Source organism: Pseudomonas sp., assembly GCF_030147005.1.
Lineage (GTDB): Bacteria > Pseudomonadota > Gammaproteobacteria > Pseudomonadales > Pseudomonadaceae > Aquipseudomonas.
Genome location: NZ_JASLAW010000083.1, coordinates 1 through 20,218, shown reverse-complemented (window position 1 = coordinate 20,218; position 20,218 = coordinate 1). Strand labels below are relative to the sequence as shown.

At 61.3% G+C, this 20,218-nt stretch carries 17 protein-coding genes and 1 pseudogene; 9 read left to right on the top strand and 9 right to left on the bottom strand.

Translation table 11 applies throughout. From position 1 onward, the window contains the following. Positions 1 to 435 precede the first annotated feature (435 nt). The 5 genes from Q1V60_RS07875 to Q1V60_RS07855 all read left to right on the top strand — a co-directional run bounded on the left by Q1V60_RS07875 (position 436) and on the right by Q1V60_RS07855 (position 6,979). On the top strand, positions 436 to 2,469 hold the full coding sequence (locus tag Q1V60_RS07875; protein WP_300628992.1) for an ABC transporter permease subunit: 2,034 nt from the start codon (positions 436 to 438) through the stop codon (positions 2,467 to 2,469). A 15-nt stretch (positions 2,470 to 2,484) separates the two neighbouring features. Beyond that, a complete protein-coding gene (gene pstA / locus Q1V60_RS07870; RefSeq protein ID WP_300628989.1) occupies positions 2,485 to 4,155 on the top strand; it encodes a phosphate ABC transporter permease PstA in 1,671 nt (556 codons plus the stop codon). A gap of 93 nt (positions 4,156 to 4,248) precedes the next feature. Then, positions 4,249 to 5,082 carry a phosphate ABC transporter ATP-binding protein PstB gene (pstB, locus tag Q1V60_RS07865; protein WP_300628987.1) on the top strand — a complete coding sequence of 278 codons (834 nt, stop codon included), beginning with the start codon at positions 4,249 to 4,251 and terminating at the stop codon, positions 5,080 to 5,082. A gap of 70 nt (positions 5,083 to 5,152) precedes the next feature. Next, a complete protein-coding gene (gene phoU / locus Q1V60_RS07860; protein ID WP_057726096.1) occupies positions 5,153 to 5,914 on the top strand; it encodes a phosphate signaling complex protein PhoU in 762 nt (253 codons plus the stop codon). A gap of 165 nt (positions 5,915 to 6,079) precedes the next feature. Next, positions 6,080 to 6,979 carry a response regulator gene (locus Q1V60_RS07855; protein ID WP_300628984.1) on the top strand — a complete coding sequence of 300 codons (900 nt, stop codon included), beginning with the start codon at positions 6,080 to 6,082 and terminating at the stop codon, positions 6,977 to 6,979. A gap of 65 nt (positions 6,980 to 7,044) precedes the next feature. On the opposite strand, the gene Q1V60_RS07850 is transcribed toward Q1V60_RS07855, so the two are convergent. The 3 genes from Q1V60_RS07850 to phoB form a co-directional block, all read right to left on the bottom strand. Then, the gene (locus Q1V60_RS07850) at positions 7,045 to 8,385 is read right to left on the bottom strand and encodes a hemolysin family protein (protein ID WP_057726098.1); all 1,341 of its coding nucleotides are present in this window, start codon (positions 8,383 to 8,385) and stop codon (positions 7,045 to 7,047) included. 166 nt (positions 8,386 to 8,551) lie between these two features. Further along, positions 8,552 to 9,838 carry a phosphate regulon sensor histidine kinase PhoR gene (gene phoR, locus Q1V60_RS07845; protein ID WP_300628991.1) on the bottom strand — a complete coding sequence of 429 codons (1,287 nt, stop codon included), beginning with the start codon at positions 9,836 to 9,838 and terminating at the stop codon, positions 8,552 to 8,554. A gap of 79 nt (positions 9,839 to 9,917) precedes the next feature. Next, positions 9,918 to 10,607, bottom strand: a complete 690-nt coding sequence (phoB, locus tag Q1V60_RS07840; protein WP_003195617.1) for a phosphate regulon transcriptional regulator PhoB — start codon at positions 10,605 to 10,607, stop codon at positions 9,918 to 9,920. Positions 10,608 to 10,763: 156 nt separating this feature from the next. Here phoB and Q1V60_RS07835 point away from each other — a divergent pair, with 156 nt between their 5' ends. Then, on the top strand, positions 10,764 to 11,141 hold the full coding sequence (locus Q1V60_RS07835; RefSeq protein ID WP_300628980.1) for a hypothetical protein: 378 nt from the start codon (positions 10,764 to 10,766) through the stop codon (positions 11,139 to 11,141). A gap of 235 nt (positions 11,142 to 11,376) precedes the next feature. Here Q1V60_RS07835 and Q1V60_RS07830 read toward each other — a convergent pair whose 3' ends face one another. Genes Q1V60_RS07830 through Q1V60_RS07820 form a run of 3 tightly spaced genes read right to left on the bottom strand, consistent with a single transcriptional unit; the run spans position 11,377 to position 13,709 of the window. Beyond that, positions 11,377 to 12,351: an alpha/beta hydrolase gene (locus Q1V60_RS07830; RefSeq protein WP_300628977.1), complete on the bottom strand. Its 975-nt coding sequence runs from the start codon at positions 12,349 to 12,351 to the stop codon at positions 11,377 to 11,379. Next, positions 12,351 to 13,241, bottom strand: coding sequence for a neutral zinc metallopeptidase (locus tag Q1V60_RS07825; protein WP_300628975.1), 891 nt, complete (start codon positions 13,239 to 13,241; stop codon positions 12,351 to 12,353). Before Q1V60_RS07825 ends, Q1V60_RS07830 begins: the two co-directional genes overlap by 1 nt. 54 nt (positions 13,242 to 13,295) lie before the next feature. Then, a complete protein-coding gene (locus tag Q1V60_RS07820; RefSeq protein ID WP_300628972.1) occupies positions 13,296 to 13,709 on the bottom strand; it encodes a lipoprotein in 414 nt (137 codons plus the stop codon). 186 nt (positions 13,710 to 13,895) lie between these two features. Here Q1V60_RS07820 and Q1V60_RS07815 point away from each other — a divergent pair, with 186 nt between their 5' ends. After that, complete coding sequence (locus Q1V60_RS07815) at positions 13,896 to 14,774, top strand: DMT family transporter (RefSeq protein ID WP_300628970.1); 879 nt, start codon at positions 13,896 to 13,898, stop codon at positions 14,772 to 14,774. Here the strand turns inward: Q1V60_RS07815 and Q1V60_RS07810 are convergent, their stop codons facing one another. Beyond that, the gene (locus Q1V60_RS07810) at positions 14,775 to 16,109 is read right to left on the bottom strand and encodes an MFS transporter (protein ID WP_300628968.1); all 1,335 of its coding nucleotides are present in this window, start codon (positions 16,107 to 16,109) and stop codon (positions 14,775 to 14,777) included. A 210-nt stretch (positions 16,110 to 16,319) separates the two neighbouring features. Between Q1V60_RS07810 and quiC the strand changes: the two genes are divergently transcribed. Beyond that, entirely contained in the window at positions 16,320 to 18,218 is a 1,899-nt protein-coding gene (quiC, locus tag Q1V60_RS07805) for a 3-dehydroshikimate dehydratase QuiC (protein WP_300628967.1), read from the top strand. Positions 18,219 to 18,292: 74 nt separating this feature from the next. Further along, positions 18,293 to 18,958: a TetR/AcrR family transcriptional regulator gene (locus tag Q1V60_RS07800; RefSeq protein WP_300628965.1), complete on the top strand. Its 666-nt coding sequence runs from the start codon at positions 18,293 to 18,295 to the stop codon at positions 18,956 to 18,958. 37 nt (positions 18,959 to 18,995) lie between these two features. Here Q1V60_RS07800 and Q1V60_RS07795 read toward each other — a convergent pair whose 3' ends face one another. Beyond that, positions 18,996 to 19,853, bottom strand: a complete 858-nt coding sequence (locus Q1V60_RS07795) for a shikimate dehydrogenase (RefSeq protein ID WP_300628990.1) — start codon at positions 19,851 to 19,853, stop codon at positions 18,996 to 18,998. Then, a pseudogene (locus Q1V60_RS07790) lies at positions 19,850 to 19,996 on the bottom strand (type II 3-dehydroquinate dehydratase); the annotation flags it as partial. The gene Q1V60_RS07795 and the pseudogene Q1V60_RS07790, both read right to left, overlap by 4 nt. Positions 19,997 to 20,218 lie beyond the last annotated feature (222 nt).

The window sequence follows — 20,218 nt, the reverse complement described above, 5'->3', positions numbered from 1 at the left end:
CGAAAGACGATAGGGCGCCGCGGTTATTCAGAAACGGCGCGTTATCGTTGACGATCTTCGCGAGCAAGCTCGCTCCTACAGAAACTTCTAATTTTTTATCCGCTGCCAGCCCTGCTTCGCGGCGGATTTCCTGCGTCACTGCATTGTCATCTTTCTGTCATACAGGACCGCTAGGGTGTGCGCATGAATGATCTGGCCAATTCCACCATGACGACGACTTCTCCCCCCAAGCGCATTGACTTCAATACGCCTGAGCTGCAACGCAAGCGCCGCATTCGCGCGCTCAAGGATCGCTTCACCCGTTGGTATGTACTGGTCGGCGGCCTCGCCGTGCTGGCCGCCATTACCCTGATTTTCTTCTTCCTGGCCTATGTGGTTGCGCCACTGTTTCAAGGCGCCTCGCTGACCAAGGAAGACGCGCTGACGCCCGCCTGGATGCAGGACGCCGGCAAGCCGTTGCTGATTTCTCTGGAAGAACAGAACAAAGTCGCCATGCGGGTTTCCGACAAGGGGCAGGCGCTGTTCTTTGACGTCGACACCGGCGCTGAACTCAAGCGTGTTGACTTGCCGCTGCCTGCCAATACCCGCGTTGAGTCCATCGGTGAAGACCAACCGGGCAGCCCGCTGGTGATCCTGGGTTTGTCCAACGGCCAGTCCATGGTGTTCCGCCACACCTATAAGGTGTCCTACCCGGACGGCAAGAAAACCATCAGCCCTGCGATCGAATACCCTTACGGCGAAACGCCGATTGTGTTGGATGAGGCCGGCCGGCCGCTGGAGCACGTCGCGCTCAATGCCACCGATACTTCCCTGGTGGTGGCCGGCTCGGCCGGTTCGCACTTGAATGTGCTGACCCTGAGTCGCGAAGAAAACATGATGACCGGCGAAGTCACCAGCGAGCAGAAGCGCGTCGAACTGCCGCAAATGACCGAGCCGGTAAAGGCGATCTTCATCGACCCGCGCCAGCAATGGTTGTATGTGATCAACGGTCGCGCCCTGGCCGATGTGTTCAGCCTGCGCGACAAGAGCCTCAACGGTCGCTACAAACTGCTTGAAGACGGCAACACCGAGGTTACCGCCAGCACCCAGCTGGTGGGCGGCATCTCGCTGATCGTCGGCAACTCCAAGGGTGGTCTGGCCCAGTGGTTCATGGCCCGTGACCCGGATGGCGAGCAGCGCCTCAAGCAAATTCGTACTTTCCAGATGGGCACCGCGCCAATTGTGGGAATCACGGCTGAGGAACGTCGCAAAGGCTTCACCGCCCTCGACGCTTCCGGCCAGTTCGGCGTGTTCCACAGCACCGCGCACCGCACCTTGCTGGTCGACCCAGTGGTCGACGGCCAAGGGGTGTTCGGCATGTCCCCACGGGCCAACCGCGTGATCGTCGAGGCCGGTGGCAAGCTGCAACCGCTGCTGCTCGACAACCCGCACCCGGAAGTATCCTGGAGCGCGCTGTGGAGCAAGGTTTGGTACGAGAACTACGACGAGCCTAAATACGTCTGGCAATCGACCGCCGCCAACACCGACTTCGAACCCAAGATGAGCCTGGCGCCGCTGACCTTCGGTACGCTCAAAGCCGCGTTCTACGCCATGCTCCTCGCCGCGCCGCTGGCTGTAGCCGCCGCGATCTACACGGCTTACTTCATGGCCCCGAGTCTGCGCCGCAAGGTCAAGCCGGTGATCGAGTTGATGGAAGCGATGCCGACGGTGATCCTCGGCTTCTTCGCCGGCCTGTTCCTGGCGCCCTATGTGGAAGGGCACTTGCCGGGGATTTTCAGCCTGCTGATGCTGTTGCCGGTCGGCATCCTGGTGGCCGGTTTTGTGTTCAGCCGTTTGCCAGAATCGATCCGCCTGCGCGTTCCCGACGGCTGGGAAAGCGCGATCCTGATCCCGGTGATCCTGTTCGTGGGCTGGCTCTCGCTGTACATGAGCCCGTACCTGGAAACCTGGTTCTTCGGCGGCGACATGCGCATGTGGATCTCCCACGACCTGGGCATCACCTACGACCAGCGCAACGCCCTCGTAGTCGGCCTGGCCATGGGCTTCGCGGTGATCCCGAACATCTACTCCATCGCCGAAGACGCCGTGTTCAGTGTGCCGCGCGGCCTGACCCTGGGCTCCCTGGCCCTGGGCGCCACGCCTTGGCAGACCATGACCCGCGTAGTGATCCTGACCGCCAGCCCGGGCATCTTCTCCGCCCTGATGATCGGCATGGGCCGCGCAGTGGGCGAGACCATGATCGTGCTGATGGCCACCGGTAACACGCCGGTGATGGAGATGAACCTGTTCGAAGGCCTGCGCACGTTGGCGGCTAACGTCGCGGTGGAAATGCCCGAGTCGGAGGTGGGCGGCAGTCACTATCGCGTGCTGTTCCTCTCGGCGCTGGTGCTGCTGCTGTTCACTTTCATCATGAACACCCTCGCCGAGCTGATTCGTCAGCGTCTGCGCAAGAAATACTCGTCGCTTTAAGAAAGGTAGAAGTCTGTGAAACAGAACTCCCTGAATGGATGGTTCAAGAGCGGCGCCCCCGGCGTCTGGATCAGCGGTGGCGCGGTGTCCATCGCGGTCATCATGACCATTGGTTTGCTGGCTGTGATTGCGGTGCGCGGTTTGGGTCACTTTTGGCCGGCTGACCTGATCCAGGCCAGCTACAACGTGCCGGGCCAGGCCAACCATATTGTCATCGGCGAAGTGGTGCAGAAAGAAGAAGTACCGCGCGAGCGCCTGAAAAGCGCTGGCCTGCCGGTGCCCGATGAGGGCCCGGAGTTCATGACCCGCGAGCTGATCAAGGTCGGCAACCGCGATTTGAACGGCAATGACTTCACCTGGATCGTCGGAGAATGGTTGAAGGATCAGACCAAACCGGTGCAGTTGATGGCCATCGAGCGGCGTGAGTGGGGCAACTTCTACGGCACCCTGGTCAACGTCAAGCAGGATGGCAAGATCATCGCCGAAGGCGAGGCCGCGTGGCCGGAGCTGCAAGCGCGCGTGGAACGCGTCAACACGCTCGCCGCCCAGCTCAAGAGCCTGGAAAAAACCGATATCGGCGCGATCAACGCCGGGCTGGAGCGCCTGCGCCTGCACGGGCGCAAGTTGGAACTGGAAGGCAAGCTCGACGCCGCCGCCCAGGCCGATATGGACGCCGACCGTGCCGAACTGAATGCCCGCTATCAGGACATCGAAGCGCGGCTGGCCGACCTGCATGCCCAGTTCAACCGCGACGCGCTGACGGCCCGCGACGGCAACGGCAAGGAAATCGAAATCGGCATCGGCAAAGTGGTGCACGCCTACCAGCCGAACGCCATGGGGACGATGACCAAGATCGGCTTCTACTTCAGCAAGGTCTGGGAGTTCTTGAGCGACGACCCACGGGAAGCCAACACTGAAGGCGGGATCTTCCCGGCGATCTTCGGCACCGTGATGATGACCCTGATCATGGCAATGATCGTCACGCCTTTCGGTGTGCTGGCGGCGGTGTACTTGCGTGAATACGCCAAGCAAAACACCCTGACGCGGATTATCCGCATCGCGGTCAACAACCTGGCGGGCGTACCGGCGATCGTTTACGGCGTATTCGGCCTGGGCTTCTTCGTGTACGTACTGGGTGGCTCGGTGGACCGCCTGTTCTTCGCCGAAGCGTTGCCGGCGCCGACCTTCGGCACGCCCGGCCTGCTCTGGGCCTCGCTGACACTGGCGCTGCTGGCGGTGCCGGTAGTGATCGTGGCGACGGAAGAAGGCCTGGCGCGGATTCCTCGCACCGTGCGTGAAGGTTCCCTGGCACTCGGCGCGACCAAGGCGGAAACGTTGTGGAAGATCGTGCTGCCGATGGCCAGCCCGGCAATGATGACCGGCATGATCCTCGCCGTGGCCCGTGCCGCCGGTGAGGTGGCTCCGCTGATGCTGGTAGGCGTGGTGAAGCTGGCCCCGTCGCTGCCGTTGGACGGCAACTACCCGTACCTGCACCTTGACCAGAAGATCATGCACCTGGGCTTCCACATCTATGACGTCGGCTTCCAGAGCCCCAACGTCGAAGCGGCGCGGCCGCTGGTATACGCCACCGCCTTGCTGCTGGTGGTGGTGATCGCCACGCTCAATCTGTCGGCGGTGTGGATACGTAACCACCTGCGCGAGAAGTACAAGGCGCTGGACAGCTAAAGCTATTAGCCACAAGCGGCAAGCTACAAGCCGCTTTTGCTCAAATCTTGCAGCTTGCAGCTAAGAGCTCGCAGCTACGAACGGAGTGAGACCATGCAACACGAAACCCATTCCCACGGCATCAACATGTCTGCCCTGGGTCGCGACAAGCAGAGCCTGAGCCTGGCCCAGGAAACCGTGGCCATCGAAGTGCCGGGCCTGAGCCTTTACTACGGCGACAAGCAGGCACTGTTCGACGTCAGCTTGAACATCCCCAAGCAGCGCGTGACCGCCTTCATCGGCCCGTCGGGCTGCGGCAAGTCTACGCTGCTGCGCACCTTCAACCGCATGAACGACCTGGTGGACGGTTGCCGTGTGGAAGGCGCCATCAACCTTTACGGCACCAATATCTACCGCAAGGGCGAAGACGTGGCCGAGTTGCGCCGCCGCGTGGGCATGGTGTTCCAGAAGCCCAACCCGTTTCCCAAGACCATCTATGAAAACGTGGTCTACGGCCTGCGCATCCAGGGCATCAACAAGAAGCGCATCCTCGACGAAGCCGTGGAGTGGGCGCTCAAGGGTGCCGCGCTGTGGGACGAGGTCAAGGATCGTCTGCATGAGTCGGCCCTCGGTTTGTCCGGCGGCCAACAGCAGCGTCTGGTGATCGCCCGCACCATCGCCGTGGAGCCTGAAGTGCTGTTGCTCGACGAACCGTGCTCGGCCCTCGACCCGATCTCGACGCTGAAAGTCGAAGAGCTGATTTACGAGCTCAAGTCCAAGTTCACCATCGTCATCGTGACCCACAACATGCAGCAGGCCGCGCGTGTTTCCGACTACACCGCGTTCATGTACATGGGCAAGCTGGTGGAGTTTGGCGATACCGACACCCTGTTCACCAATCCGGCGAAGAAGCAGACCGAAGATTACATCACCGGTCGCTATGGCTAGGAAGCCGTGGTTCTGATTGCACTGACGCTGCGGTTCTCCGCACCTTACCGGACGCTCCAAGGACGCCAACATGATTAGCAAAGAAGGCCTTACCCATCACATCTCCGCGCAGTTCAACGCCGAGCTTGAGGAAGTGCGCAGCCACCTCCTGGCGATGGGCGGTCTGGTGGAGAAGCAAGTCAACGATGCGGTCACCGCGCTGATCGAGGCCGACTCGGGCCTGGCCCAGCAAGTGCGTGAGATCGATGACCAGATCAATCAGATGGAACGCAACATCGACGAAGAATGCTTGCGCATTCTCGCGCGCCGCCAGCCTGCGGCCTCCGACCTGCGCTTGATCATCAGCATCTCCAAATCGGTGATCGACCTCGAGCGTATCGGCGATGAAGCCACCAAGATCGCCCGCCGCGCCATCCAATTGTGCGAAGAAGGCGAAGCACCACGCGGCTACGTGGAAGTGCGCCATATCGGCGACCAGGTGCGCAACATGGTGCGTGATGCCCTCGACGCGTTTGCGCGGTTCGATGCAGACCTGGCGCTGTCGGTGGCCCAGTACGACAAGGTCATCGACCGCGAATACAAGACCGCCCTGCGTGAGCTGGCCACCTACATGATGGAAGACCCGCGCTCTATCTCGCGCGTCTTGAGCATCATCTGGGTACTGCGCTCCCTGGAGCGCATCGGCGACCACGCGCGCAATATCTCTGAGTTGGTGATTTACCTGGTGCGCGGCACCGACGTTCGGCACATGGGCCTCAAGCGCATGAAAGCCGAAGTTGAAGGCAGCGCTGATCTTATCCCTAATGTTCCGGGCGAATCTGACGATAAGTAAGGTTGCCCGAGAAATTAACGCCCGGCCATTGGTCGGGCGTTTTCGTTCTTGGCGAGCGGAATTTATTGCGGATGGGGGTTAATAAGCCCTAACGTGACTGCAGATTTTTGGCAAAGTGCCATCATTGGCGTGCTGCCAGCCAAGGTTTTATAGGATGAAGGGTCGATGAGTAAAGTCAGTGTGTTGGTGGTGGATGACGCCTCGTTTATTCGCGACCTGGTGAAGAAGTGCCTGCGCAATTACTTCCCCGGGATCAAGATCGAAGATGCGGTGAACGGTAAGAAGGCGCAATCCATTCTGATGCGCGAGACCTTCGACCTGGTGCTGTGCGACTGGGAAATGCCGGAGATGTCCGGCATTGAGCTGTTGACCTGGTGCCGCGAGCAACCCCACCTGAAGGCTATGCCATTCGTGATGGTGACCAGCCGCGGTGACAAGGAGAACGTGGTGCAGGCGATCCAGGCCGGTGTTTCCGGTTACGTCAGTAAGCCGTTCACCAATGAGCAGTTGCTGAACAAGGTCAAACAGGCCCTGCACAAGATCGGCCGCCTCGACGCGTTGATCGCCAGCGCGCCGACCAAGATGAACTCGGCCTTCGGCAACGACTCCCTGAGCGCGCTGACCGGTGGCAAGCCCGAAGCAATCAAGTCGGCGCCAGTGGCGGCCCCGAGCAAAGGTCTGCTCAACAGCGCGCCTGCCGCCGCCGCCCCGGCCGCTTCGCCTGGCGGCGGTCGTGGCCAGGGCCAGTTGCGCCTGTCCAGCGGCACCCAGCAATGCGTGATCAAGGCGCTGAGCATCAAGGAAGCGTTGTTGGTGGTGCGTCGCGGTGAGGTCTTGCCCCAGGTACTGGAAAGCGCGGTGCTGGACCTTGAACAAGGCGAAAACGCGGAAGTGGCGCGCCTCAATGGCTACCTGCATGCGATCGTTGCCTTCGAGCCCAAGCCCGACAGCGACTGGCTGCAGCTGACCTTCCGGTTTATCGACCAGGATGCGCAGAAGCTGGATTACATCTCCCGCCTGATCGCGCGCGGCACCGCGCAGAAGCACTTCGTGCCGGGTGCGTGATCCAGAATGACCAACCAATGTGGGAGGGGGCAAGCCCCTCCCACGTTGAGAGCGCATGCCTGCTGTCAATCCAGCATTAGTACCTTGGCCAGCACGATCTTCGGCCCTTTCATCTTCTTGATGATGATCCGCAGGCCTTCAACCTCCAGCACTTCCTCCTCTTCCGGCACCCGTTTCAAAGTGTCGTAGATCAGGCCGGCCAGGGTTTCGGCTTCGATATGGTCCAGGTCGATGCCGAGCAGGCGTTCTACCTTGAACAGCGGGGTGTCGCCACGCACCAGCAGCTTGCCCGGCTGGTAAGCGAGGATGCCGCGTTCGGCCTTGCGGTGTTCGTCCTGGATATCGCCCACCAGCACTTCCAGCACGTCTTCCATGGTCAGGTAGCCGATGATCTTGCCGTCGGCTTCTTCCACCAGGGCGAAGTGCGCGCCGCCTTTGCGGAACTGCTCCAGCAATTGCGACAACGGCATGTGGCGCGACACACGCTCCAGCGGGCGGGTCAGTTCGGCCAGGTTGAACGACTCGGGAATGTGGTCCAGGGCCGCCAGCTCCAGCAGCAGGTCCTTGATGTGCAACAGGCCCACGAACTCGTTGCGCACCGCGTCATACACCGGGTAACGGCTGAATTTGTGGCGACGGAACAGCGCGAGGATTTCCTTGAGCGGTGCGTTGAAGTCCAGGGTGACCAGGTCTTCCCGTGAGTTGGCCCAGTCCACCACTTCCAGTTCGCCCATTTCCACGGCGGAGGCGAGTACGCGCATGCCTTGATCGCTCGGGTCCTGGCCACGGCTGGAGTGCAGGATCAGCTTGAGTTCTTCGCGGCTGTAATGGTGTTCGTGATGCGGGCCGGGCTCGCCCTGGCCGGCGATGCGCAGAATGGCGTTGGCGCTGGCGTTGAGCAGGTAGATCGCCGGGTACATCGCCCAGTAGAACAGGTAGAGCGGCACGGCAGTCCACAGCGAGAGCAATTCGGGCTTGCGAATGGCCCACGATTTGGGTGCCAGCTCACCGACCACAATGTGCAGGTAGGAAATCACGAAGAAGGCGGCAAAGAACGACACGCCCTTGATCACTTCCGGCGACTCGACGCCTGCGGCGCCCAGCAACGGCTCAAGGATATGAGCAAAGGCCGGCTCACCGACCCAGCCCAAGCCCAGGGAGGCGAGGGTGATACCCAACTGGCAGGCCGACAGGTAAGCGTCGAGCTGGCTGTGCACGGTGCGCAGGATCTGCCCGCGCCAGCCGTTAGTGTGGGCGATGGCCTCGACGCGGGTGGAGCGCAGTTTGACCATGGCAAATTCCGCCGCAACGAAGAAACCGTTGAGCAGTACCAGGACCAGTGCAAAAAGAATCATGCCGAAATCGGCGAAGAGTGTGGCGAGGGTGATACCAGGGGAAGGGTCCATGATGGGGTTTTGCAGGTTCCGTATGTTCAATAAGGGGGGGATGACGGGCCTGAAAGGCAGGCGCAAGTCGGCCAATGTAGCGGCTGACGGGGCGCTTGCCTAGTGGTTGCTGCCGGGCGGGGCCTGGAATGCGCGCTCCTACAGTTGGTGTTGTACTGTGTTTGAGTTATTCGTCATTCCCGACGAGCCGCGAACGGGTCACCTGCGCTGGCGGAAAATGGCAGGTAAACGTGCTGCCTTGCCCCAGCACGCTGCTGATCTCCAGGCGGGCGCGATGGCGCAGCAGCACGTGCTTGACGATCGCCAGGCCCAGGCCGGTGCCGCCGGTGTTGGAGTTGCGGCTCGAGTCGACGCGGTAGAAGCGTTCGGTCAAGCGCGGCAGGTGCTTGGCGTCGATGCCGATGCCGGAGTCCTGCACGCTCAGGTGCGCGCCGTGTTCGTCAGCCCACCAGCGGATGCGGATATGGCCCTTGTCCTGGGTGTACTTCACCGCATTGAACACCAGGTTGGAGAACGCACTGCGCAACTCGCCCTCGCTGCCCTTGAGCAGCACCAGCGGATCGGCTTCCAGGGTAATGTGCTGGCCGCGCTCACCGGACAGGGCCTGGGCGTCATTCTTGATGGTCTGGAGCAGGCTCTGCACGGCCACGGGGTGGTTGTCCGACGGATAGTCAGTGGCCTCAAGCTTGGCCAGCAGCAGCAGGTCGTTGAGCAGGGTTTGCATGCGTGAGCCTTGCTGCTGCATTTGCTGCAGGGCGCGGCTCCAGCGCGGGTTGATCTCGTCGACATTGTCGAGCAGCGTCTCCAGATAGCCGCAGATCACCGTCAACGGCGTGCGCAGCTCGTGGGAAACGTTGGCCACGAAGTCTTTACGCATCTGTTCCAACTGATGGATGCGAGTCACGTCGCGCACCAGCATCAAGTGCTCGTTATTGCCGTAGCGCGTCAGGTACAGCTGGATACGCACGCGGTCGTTGGTGGGCGAGGGGATTTCCAGGGCTTCTTCGTAGTTGTCCTGCTCGAAGTACTCTTTAAAGCGCGGGTGGCGTACCAGGTTGGTCACCGGCTGGCCGCTGTCCTGGGGCGTCTTGAGGCCCAGCAGGGTTTCGGCGGCGCGGTTCCACCATTCCAGGTTGCCGTCGCTGTCGAGCATGATCACCGCGTCTTTGAGCGCGGCGGTGGATTCCTGTACCCGGTCGATCACCGCTTGCAGGCGCCCGCGTACCCGCTGGTCGCGGCGCTGCAGGTGGTAAATGCTGTCGAACACTTCGCCCCACAAACCGTAGCCGTCGGGGGGTGCTTCGTCGGGTTTGTGCTGGCGCAGCCATTCATGCAGGCGCAGCAATTGTTTGAGGGTCCAGCCCAGGTACAGCGCGATGCCGATAGCCAGGCTCCAGCCGTAATAACCACTGATCAGTCCGGCCAGCAGGCAACCGGTGATCAGCAGGAGCATGTGGCGAATCAGGGTGCCATGCCAGTTTTGGTTCACTTGAACATGCGTCCTTGTCAGCTTAAGTCAGGAGGCGGCCGGCTCAGCCCTTGGTGGAAAACCGGTAGCCCGTGCCGCGCACGGTTTGTACCAGATTCTCATAGGCATCGCCCAAGGCTTTGCGCAGGCGGCGGATATGCACGTCCACGGTGCGCTCCTCCACGTACACGTTGCCGCCCCACACTTGGTCCAGCAGTTGGCCGCGAGTGTAGGCGCGCTCCTGGTGAGTCATGAAAAACTGCAGCAGGCGGTATTCGGTCGGGCCCATTTCGGCCGGCTTGCCGTCGATGGTCACTCGGTGGCTGATCGGGTCCAGAATCAGGCCGTCGACTTCAATAGGGGCTTCGCCATCGGTCGGGCCGGCTCGGCGCAGTACGGCTTTGAGGCGCGCTACCAGCTCTCGCGGGGAAAAAGGCTTGGTGATGTAGTCATCGGCGCCGACTTCCAGGCCCTGGATCTTGTTGTCCTCTTCGCCCTTGGCGGTGAGCATGATGATCGGGATATCCCCGGTCAGTTCATCGCGCTTGAGGCGCCGGGCCAGTTCGATACCGGAAGTGCCGGGCAGCATCCAGTCGAGCAGGATCAGATCCGGCTTGCGGTCGACGATAATGGCATGGGCCTGCTGGGAGTTCTCCGCCTCCAGGCAGTCGTAGCCGGCCATTTCCAACGCAACGGCGATCATCTCGCGAATGGGCGCTTCGTCGTCAACAATCAGAATGCTCCTGCCAACCATGCTCAAAAATCCTCTTTGTCATTTAACTGTCTTGCGCCGCATTAGATAACGGAATTATTGCAGTCGTGTGACAGTAATTTAGTCCCTTGGGCAATTCACGGCACTCTGGACTACCCTATGGGTCCGAATCCTGACAACCACAAAAGGAAGGTTCCGATGACTCACAGCACGATTTCCTGGAAAGCCCTGCTGGTAACGGCCGCGTTGACGCTGCCGGGCCTGGCTTTTGCCGCAGAACCTGCGATGACGAAAGACGGGATGTTGGTGGATCACAAGGGCATGACGCTCTACACCTTCGACAAGGATGCCGACGGAAAATCAATGTGCAATGACCAGTGCGCGACCAACTGGCCGCCGCTGAAGGCCGAGTCCACCGATAAGTCCGAAGGCAAATGGACGGTGATCACCCGTGATGACCAGACCAGCCAGTGGGCGTACGACGGCAAGCCGGTCTACACCTTCAAGGATGACAAGAAGGCCGGGGACAAGACCGGTGATGGCAAGGGTGGCGCTTGGCATGTGATCAAGCCCTGATCCTGCGACGCTGCTGAAATCATCGCGGGCAAGCCCTAATGTCAGTCAGTTAAGACAGAACCGGTCCCTGTGGCGAGGGAGCTTGCTCGCGCTGGACTGCGTAGCAGTCCCATTTTTGGGGCCGCTTCGCGCCCCAACGGGAGCAAGCTCCCTCGCCACAGGGACCGGTTCTGTCTTAACTGACTGGCATTAAGGCAAGCCAGCCCCCACATTTCTTATTCGGTTTGGTCAGTGACTACTGGGCAAACAGTGCTTTGCGTCCCTCGGGCGAGGTCAGCATTTTATCCCCGTTGTGCCCCACGCCCGGCACTTCCACCAGCCTGTGACCCAACTGCGGATGGCGCTGCTTGAGGTAGTCAACGTAGTTGTGCCCGCGAATCAGCCGATAGGCGCCCTGGGTTTGGGCTTCGCAGCCTTTATCCAGCGCCGGGTGGTTGGGGTCGGTGTCCTGCTGGCCCAGCAGGTAGGTGATGTCGCGTGACACGTAGGCTTGTTCCAGTTGCTGGGCGCCTTGGTCACCGACGTAATCCGGCAGGTTTTGCATGCCATATTTCCAGTCGTTGAAACCTGGGCAACTGGCCGCATCGAACGGCACCGGCCGCTGCGGGCTGAAGTAGGCGTAGGAAGACGGGTTGGCCACTACGTAACGCAGCCTGATGCCTTCGGTTTTCAGCAATGGGTGCTCGTGGCCGGTGACGGCGAAGCGCTGCACCACCTGGCCACCGCCTGAATGCCCGGCGACTACGATTTCCTTCAGCGCCGGGAACAGCGTGCGGTTGCCGAGGTGTTTGATGATCTGGTCGAGGGCGCCATAAGAGCTGACCTGCCCCGGCCCGATTGACGGCTCGCCGGCCATCCAATCGTTGCCTTTCCAGCGCAGCACCTGATTATCCAGGTGGTTGCGTTTCACGTCCGACGGGTTGAGAAACTGCGGCGCAATCACCAGCACGCTGCCGCCAACCCCGGCATGGGCGGCGGCATCGACACCGCTTTGCAGGTAGGTCTGCGCATTGCGCAGGCGGCCATGCACGATAATCAGCGCGCGAGTGACCTTCGGCAACGGCTGGCGCCAATCCTGGCTAACACCCAGGCTGAGATCGCCCGCGTCCAAGTGGAAACGATCGGGGCTGACCACCTTGACGCCGTGTTCGGCGGCCAAGGCTGAACAGGGCATCAACAACGCCAGCAGCCACCCCACGCGCTTATTCATTACAGACTCTTGGCCGCAAAGGTATCGCACTGGGAGATCTGGCCCTGGGCGAAGCCGGTCTTGAACCAGCGCACGCGCTGGGCCGAGGTGCCGTGGGTAAACGAGTCGGGCACTACGCGCCCCTGGCCCTGCTGCTGCAGGCGGTCATCGCCGATGGCGTTGGCAGCGTTCAGGGCTTCTTCGATGTCGCCGGGTTCCAGCCAGTTCAGGCGTTTTTGCGCGCGGTTGGCCCACACGCCGGCAAAGCAGTCGGCTTGCAGTTCCTGGCGTACCAGCAGGCCTCCGTCGCCCTGCATCTGCCGACCCTGCTGGCGCGCGGCCTGGATCTTGGACGAGATGCCGAGCAGGGTCTGTACGTGGTGCCCAACTTCGTGGGCGATCACATACGCCTGGGCGAAATCGCCGGCGGCCTGGAAGCGTTGCGACATTTCCCGGAAGAAATCCAGGTCCAGGTACACCTGCTGGTCAGCCGGGCAATAAAACGGGCCGCTGGCCGAGGTGGCGCCACCGCAGGCGGAGTTCACCCGGCCACGGAACAGCACCAGTTTCGGGTTCTTGTAGGCCAGGCCGTTTTCCTGGAACACCTGGCCCCAGGTGTCTTCGGTATCGCCCAGCACGGCGCGCACGAAGTCGGCCTGTTCATCGTTAGCCGGTGGCGCCTGGCGCGACTGTGATTGCGTGCTGACCGACGGCGCCTGCTCCATCTGGCCGGTCAACTGGCCGAGGATCTGCATAGGGTCCTGGCCGGTGAGCCAGCCGATGCCGACGATCAGCACAATCGCAGTGAGGCTCAGGCCCTTGCCACCACCGAAGCGCATACCGCCACCGCCGCCGCTGCCGTCGCGGGCATCCACCACGTTGTCGCTGCGTCGGCCTTTTTTCCATAGCATGGGGCATTCCTCTTGATAAACGGTCCGGCAAATATTGATGGAGTATGGTCGTAATCAGCGGCAATAGCCTTCGCCGGTGGTGACGATCAGGCAGTCTTTTTTATCCGCCAGCCATTTCAGGCCAGTGGCTGCGCCATCCCCGGCGCGCAGCGTTTGTGGGCCGTCCGGGCGGGTGAAAGCGATGCCGTCGGCAGTTGCTTCGCCCTTGAAAGTGCCGGAAGCATCGGCATCAAGGCCATATTGCATGGTAAGGAGGTAGTGGCCACGGCCGATGCTGTCGTCCTTGGCGATGCTCAGGTTCAAGCCTTCGACGCCGATCCACTTGCCTACCCATTTATCGGTCGGTGGCGTTTCCGGTACCAGGGTCGCCTGCACGGACGCGGGGGCGGGCTTGGGGGCTTCTTTCGGCGTTTTATCGCAGGCCGAAAGCAGGGCGAGGGCAGACAGGGCAAACAGGATTTTTTTCATATCGGCAGGGCCTTGGTTAAAAAGTGTGCAACGCTGGGGCGTGCGTGCAGCGTTGGACTCAAATCCGCTGATTTAGTGCGCTGTTCGCCCGGTGTTTGGTTATGCTCTTGGGGCAGACGCCTGCCCGGCTGCTAGATTACTTCGGTTGAGTGCCCCCGTGTTCAGCTCGCCACGCAAGAGAATTCAATGACTGTCAGTACCCCGCTTTCCGGCGTCAACCATCCCTTCAAAGGCATTTTGCTGATTGTGCTGGCGACGTTCCTGTTCTCCAGCCACGACGCCTTGTCCAAATACCTGGCCGGGTTCTACCCGATCGTGATGGTGGTGTGGGCGCGGTACATGGTGCACACCTTGCTCATGGCCGGGATCTTCCTGCCGCAATCGGGCCTGCGCGTGCTGCGCAGCAAGCGGCCGGGCATGCAGGTGGTGCGGGCGTTATGCCTGTTGGGCACCAGCCTGTTCTTCACCACGGCGCTGCATTACATCCCGTTGGCGGAAGCCACGGCGGTGAACTTCCTCGCGCCGATCCTGGTGACGGCGCTCTCGGTGCCCTTGCTCGGCGAGCATGTCACCCGTGGCCAATGGCTGGCGGTGATCTGCGGGTTTATCGGCGTGGTCATCATCATCCACCCCGGCGGTGAGCTGTTCACCCCGGCGGTGCTGCTGCCGCTGTGCTCGGCGATGTTCTTTTGCTTCTACCAACTGCTCACGCGCATCCTCAGCAAGTACGACAGCCCCACCACCAGCAACTTCTTCGCCGGCCTGTGCAACACCCTGGTGATGAGTGCGATGGTGCCGTTCTTCTGGCAGGTGCCCACCCTGTGGCACGGCGTGATGATGCTGGCGCTGGGCACCTGCGGAATGACCGCGCACCTGATGCTTACCCAGGCGTTCCGCTTCGCGGCGCCGGCGTTGCTGGCGCCGTTCGGCTATTGCCAGATCGTGTTTGCGGGGTTGTTGGGCTGGCTGGTGTTCAGCCATACCCCCGACATGACCACCGTGGTCGGCATCGGGGTGATCTGCATGAGCGGGTTGGCCGCTGCCTGGCAGCAGCGGCGGCGTTGATTACACCTCTACCACAGGAATCTTGCGCGGCGCCATGAAGTACATCCACACCAGTGCGATGAAATACATCGCCGGGATCAGCGTGAACAGCACGGTGTAATTGTTGTGGGTCACGGTCAGGATGTGGCCGACGATCTGGGTCATGAACATGCCGCCGATGGCCGCGCACATCCCGCCGAAACCGAACACCGTGCTCATCATGTGCTTGGGCGTGTAGTCCATGACCAGGCTCCAGATGTTGGCGGTCCAGGCCTGGTGCGCGCCGATGGCCAGGGAGATCGCGAACACCGCGACCCATAGCTGACTGGAGCCGGCCGCCATGATCACGCCGACGATGCAGCAGGCGAACAACAGCATCGACAGCAGCCGCGCCTTGATCGAGTTCATCCCGCGACCGATCAGGAACGAGGACAGAATGCCGCCGCCCACACTGCCGAAATCGGCGGTGAGGTAGATGATGATCAGCGGAATGCCCATCTGCGTCACGTTGATGCCCAGGTTGTATTGCTGGTTCAGGAACGGCGGCAGCCAGTACAGGTAGAACCAGAACACCGGGGCGGTCAGCGAGTACGCCAGGGCGAACGCCCAGGTGCCGCGCATGCGCAGGATGCGGCTGAACGGCACGCGGGGTTGCTCCGGCTCGACTTCCTGTTGCACGTAGTCCAATTCGGATTGCTTAACGGTGGGGTGGTCTTCCGGGTTGTAGTACTTCACCCCCCACAGCACCAGCCAGATACCGCCCAGGGCCGACATGCACAGAAACGCCGCCTGCCAGCCCCACACGTGCAGGATCAACGGCAGCAGCATGGGCGTCATCATCGCGCCGACGTTGGTGCCCGCGTTGAAGATGCCCGTCGCCACGGCGCGCTCGCCGGCCGGGAACCACAGGCGCGTGGTCTTCACGCACGCCGGGTAGTTGGCGGCCTCGGTCAGCCCGAGGATAAACCGGCAGACCATGAAACCGACTGCCGAGGTGGCCAGGCCGTGGGCGCCGGTGGCCAGGCTCCACAGCAGCACCGCGCAGAAAAACACACGCTTGACGCCCACCCGGTCGATCAAGCGGCCCTGCAGCACAAAGCCGATGGCGTAGCCGACCTGAAACCAGAAGTTGATGTTGGCGTAGTCCATCGCCGTCCAGCTCATTTCTTTGGCCAGAATCGGTTGCATCACGCCCAGGGCGGCGCGGTCGATGTAGTTGAGGGTGGTGGCGAAGAACACCAGGGCCAGCATGCCCCAGCGGGTTTTGCCCACGGCCAGGGCGCCGCGGATCTTGTCGCCGATGCCGGCGTGCGGTGTGCCCGGGCGCGTGGCCAGGACGGAGTTTTGCGAAGGCATGAGGTCGTACCCGTCTTTGAAATTTTTATGGTGTGATCTGGGTCTTGGTGCAAGGTCGATGGTGCGCAGTGGTTAAAAAGTCGTCAATTCGCTAAAGGGGCATAGTGTTCGATAATCGCACCAAAAACTAACCGGTTCGTACATTTTAATTGCCGCCTGTAGGATGGGGGCGAATAATTTGCCACAAACACCAAGTGCCGGGAGTGCCCCATGCAACGTTCCATCGCTACCGTGTCGTTGAGCGGCACTCTGCCGGAAAAGCTCGAAGCCATTGCCGCCGCCGGGTTTGATGGCGTTGAGATTTTTGAGAACGACCTGCTGTATTACGACGGCAGCCCCCGTGAAGTCAGGCAGATGTGCGCCGACTTGGGCATTGCCATCACTCTGTTCCAGCCGTTTCGAGACTTTGAGGGCTGCCGCCGTGACCGTCTGGCGCGCAACCTCGAACGCGCCGAGCGCAAATTCGATTTGATGCAGGAGCTGGGCACTGATCTGGTGCTGGTATGCAGTAATGCCTCGGCCGATTGCGTGGGTGATGAACGCATCTTGCTCGACGACCTCAGCCTTCTGGCCGAACACGCGGGCCGCCGTGGCTTGAGAATCGGCTATGAAGCGCTGGCCTGGGGCAAGCATGTGAACACCTGGCAGCAGGTGTGGAACCTGGTGCGCCAGGTGAATCACCCAAGCCTGGGCGTGCTGCTCGACAGCTTCCACACCTTGTCCCTCAAGGGCGACCCGCGTGCCATCACCGAGATCCCCGGCGATAAGATCTTCTTCGTGCAAATGGCCGACGCGCCGATCCTGGCCATGGACGTGCTCGAGTGGAGCCGGCATTTTCGCTGCTTCCCCGGCCAGGGCGAATTCGACCTGGCCGGGTTTCTCGCACCGATCATCCAGAGTGGCTACACCGGGCCCTTGTCCCTCGAGATTTTCAACGATGGCTTTCGCGCCGCACCGACGCGGGCCAACGCGGCGGATGGTTTGCGCTCGTTGCTGTACCTGGAAGAGAAAACCCGTCAGCGCCTGGCCGCGGAGCAACCGGCCGCGCCCGTGGATATCCTGTTCGAGACCCCGGCGGCCAGCGAATACGACGGCATCGAATTCCTCGAATTTGCCGTGGATGAAAGCCTCGGCGCCAAGCTGACGCAGTGGTTGGAACGCCTGGGATTCGCCAAGGCCGGCCAGCATCGGTCCAAGCATGTGAGCCTGATGCGCCAGGGTGATATCAACCTGATCCTCAATTGCGAACCCTATTCCTTTGCCCACAACTTTTTCGAAGCCCATGGGCCGTCGCTGTGCGCCATGGCGATGCGGGTCAAGGACAGCGCCAAGGCGCTGGAGCGGGCGGTGGCCTACAAGGGCCAGCCCTATCGCGGCCTGGTTGGGCCCAATGAGCTGGAACTGGCCGCCGTGCGTGCGCCGGATGGCAGCTTGATCTACCTGGTGGACCGAAGCGAAGGCGGGCTGTACGACACCGACTTCAACCTGCAACCCGCGACCGCCAGCGGCGGCTTGCTGCGCATCGACCATATGGCCATGGCCTTGCCCGCCGACAGCCTGGACAGCTGGGTGCTGTTCTATAAAAGCTTGCTGGATTTTGAAGCCGATGACGAAGTGGTGCTGCCCGACCCCTACGGCTTGGTAAAAAGTCGCGCATTGCGCAGCCGCTGCAGTTCGATTCGCCTGCCGCTGAATATTTCCGAAAACCGCAATACTGCCATTTCCCACGCGTTGTCGAGCTATCGCGGCTCCGGCGTGCACCACATAGCCTTCGATTGCGCGGATATTTTCGCCGAGGTGCGCCGGGCCAAGGAGGCCGGGGTGCCGCTGCTGGATATTCCGCTCAATTACTACGACGACTTGGCCGCACGTTTTGACTTCGACGATGAGTTCCTGAGCGAACTGGCGTACTACAACGTGCTGTACGACCGCGACGCCCAGGGCGGTGAGCTGTTTCATGTCTACACCGAAGCGTTCGAGGGGCGGTTTTTCTTCGAGATCATCCAGCGCAAGAACGGCTATGCCGGTTATGGCGCGGCCAACGTGGCGGTACGCCTGGCGGCGATGGCCAAGTCGCGCAGCGGTGCGATGCGCCAGGCACGTTTATAACGGCGGGAGGGTGCTTCCTTCGGGAAGCGCCTCGGCCCATAATCGGGCCTGCATAAAAACGCCGTGAGCGCACTATGACCCTGACTCCCGATCTCTCTGCCGTGTCAGACGCACCGCGCAAGAGTCGCAAGAACAATCCGGAAAAGACCCGCGAGAATATTCTCCAGGAAGCCGTTGTCGAGTTTGTTCAACAAGGCCTGGCCGGCGCCCGCGTGGACGCCATCGCCGAGCGCATCCACACCTCCAAGCGCATGATCTATTACTACTTCGGCAGCAAGGAGCAGCTATACGTCGAAGTGCTGGAGAAACTCTACGGCGACATCCGCAACACCGAAGCCCGCATGAACCTCACGGCCCTGGAACCGCGTGAAGCGATCCGTCGGCTGGTGGAGTTCACCTTCGATCACCATGACCAGAACGTGGATTTTGTGCGCATTGTCAGCATCGAAAATATCCACAATGCCGAGTACGTCAAACGCACCAGTACGATCAAGGCCATGAACAGCAAAATCCTCGAGGGGCTGGGTGAAACCCTGCGTCGAGGCGCTGAAATGGGGGTATTTCGCGAAGGGCTGGAGCCGTTGGATGTTCACCTGTTGATTAACTCCTTCAGTTTTTACCGCGTCTCCAACCGGCATACGTTCAGCGAGATTTTCCAGATCGAACTGTCGGATGAGGCGATTAAGCAGCGGCATCGCGACATGATTTGCGAGTCGGTGTTGCGCTACCTGCAAGCCTGAGCGGCTGCAATGCCACCCCACATTTTGGATTCGGTTTCTACGGTGAGGTGGTCATGCTCTTAAAGTGCGCCAGCATCCTGTCGGCATCTGCTTTCTCGCCACTGAACAGCTCAAACGCCTTTACCGCCTGAAACACCGCCATATTGCCGCCATCCAGGGTTCGGCAACCCAGGGCGCGGGCGTCGCGCAGCAGTTCGGTCTCCAAGGGGAAATACACGATTTCCGCCACCCACAGCCCGGCATGTAATAACGTGGCGGGCACCGGGGTGCCGGGCAGTTTGGCCATGCCCATCGGGGTGGTATTCACCAGACCCTCCGCCTCAGCCATGGCGTTGGCCAAGTGGCCGCCGACCTGGGCACGACCGGCGCCAAAATTCTGGGCGAGGTTATCCACAAGCTCGCGCGCGCGGTGGGTGTCCACGTCGAAAATGCTCAGGTGTTCCACACCCTCCGCCAGCAGCGCGTGCGCCACCGCCGCGCCCGCACCGCCGGCGCCCATCTGCACCACGCGCTGGCGTGGCACATCATTCAAGTTGCGTCGAAAACCTTCGGCGAACCCCAGGCAGTCGGTGTTATGGCCGATGCGCTTGCCGTCCTTGAACACCACGGTGTTGACCGCGCCAATGCCCTTTGCCTCGTCGGACAATTCATCCAGCAGCGGCAGGATCGCCTGCTTGCACGGGTAGGTAATGTTCAGGCCGGTGAAGTGCATCTGTTCGGCGGCGCGCAGCAGGTCGGGCAGGGCGTGGCTGCCCAGGCGCAGCGCTTCCAGGTCTATCAGGCGATACAGGTAGCGCAAGCCCTGGGCGTCACCTTCCTGTTCATGCAGCGCGGGCGTGCGCGAGGCCTGGATGCCGGCGCCGATCAGGCCGGCGAGAACGCGGGGTTTCATCAGGCGCATCCTTTCAACGAGTGGCTGAAGTGTTCCGGGGCCAAGTGGTAGCCATGGCTGCCACACCCGGATGGTGCCGCCTTGGCGAGGGGCGAGACAAATGAGTGATGACGAAATGGCTCACGGGTACCGAGCAGGTTGAGATTGGAGCCGTTAAGCATCGGCACGATGGGTGGCATAGAGGGTTCTCCACAGTTTCTTATTGGTTGTGGAGATAAAATGTACTGGATGGTTAGTTTGGTCAATTGAACACGGCGGATGTGTTCGATTATCGACCGTTATCACCCTCCATGTGCGGGGGCTGCCAAGCCCTAATGCCAGTCAATTAAGCGCCAGAGCGGGCAACCGTTAACCTGTGGCGAGGGAGC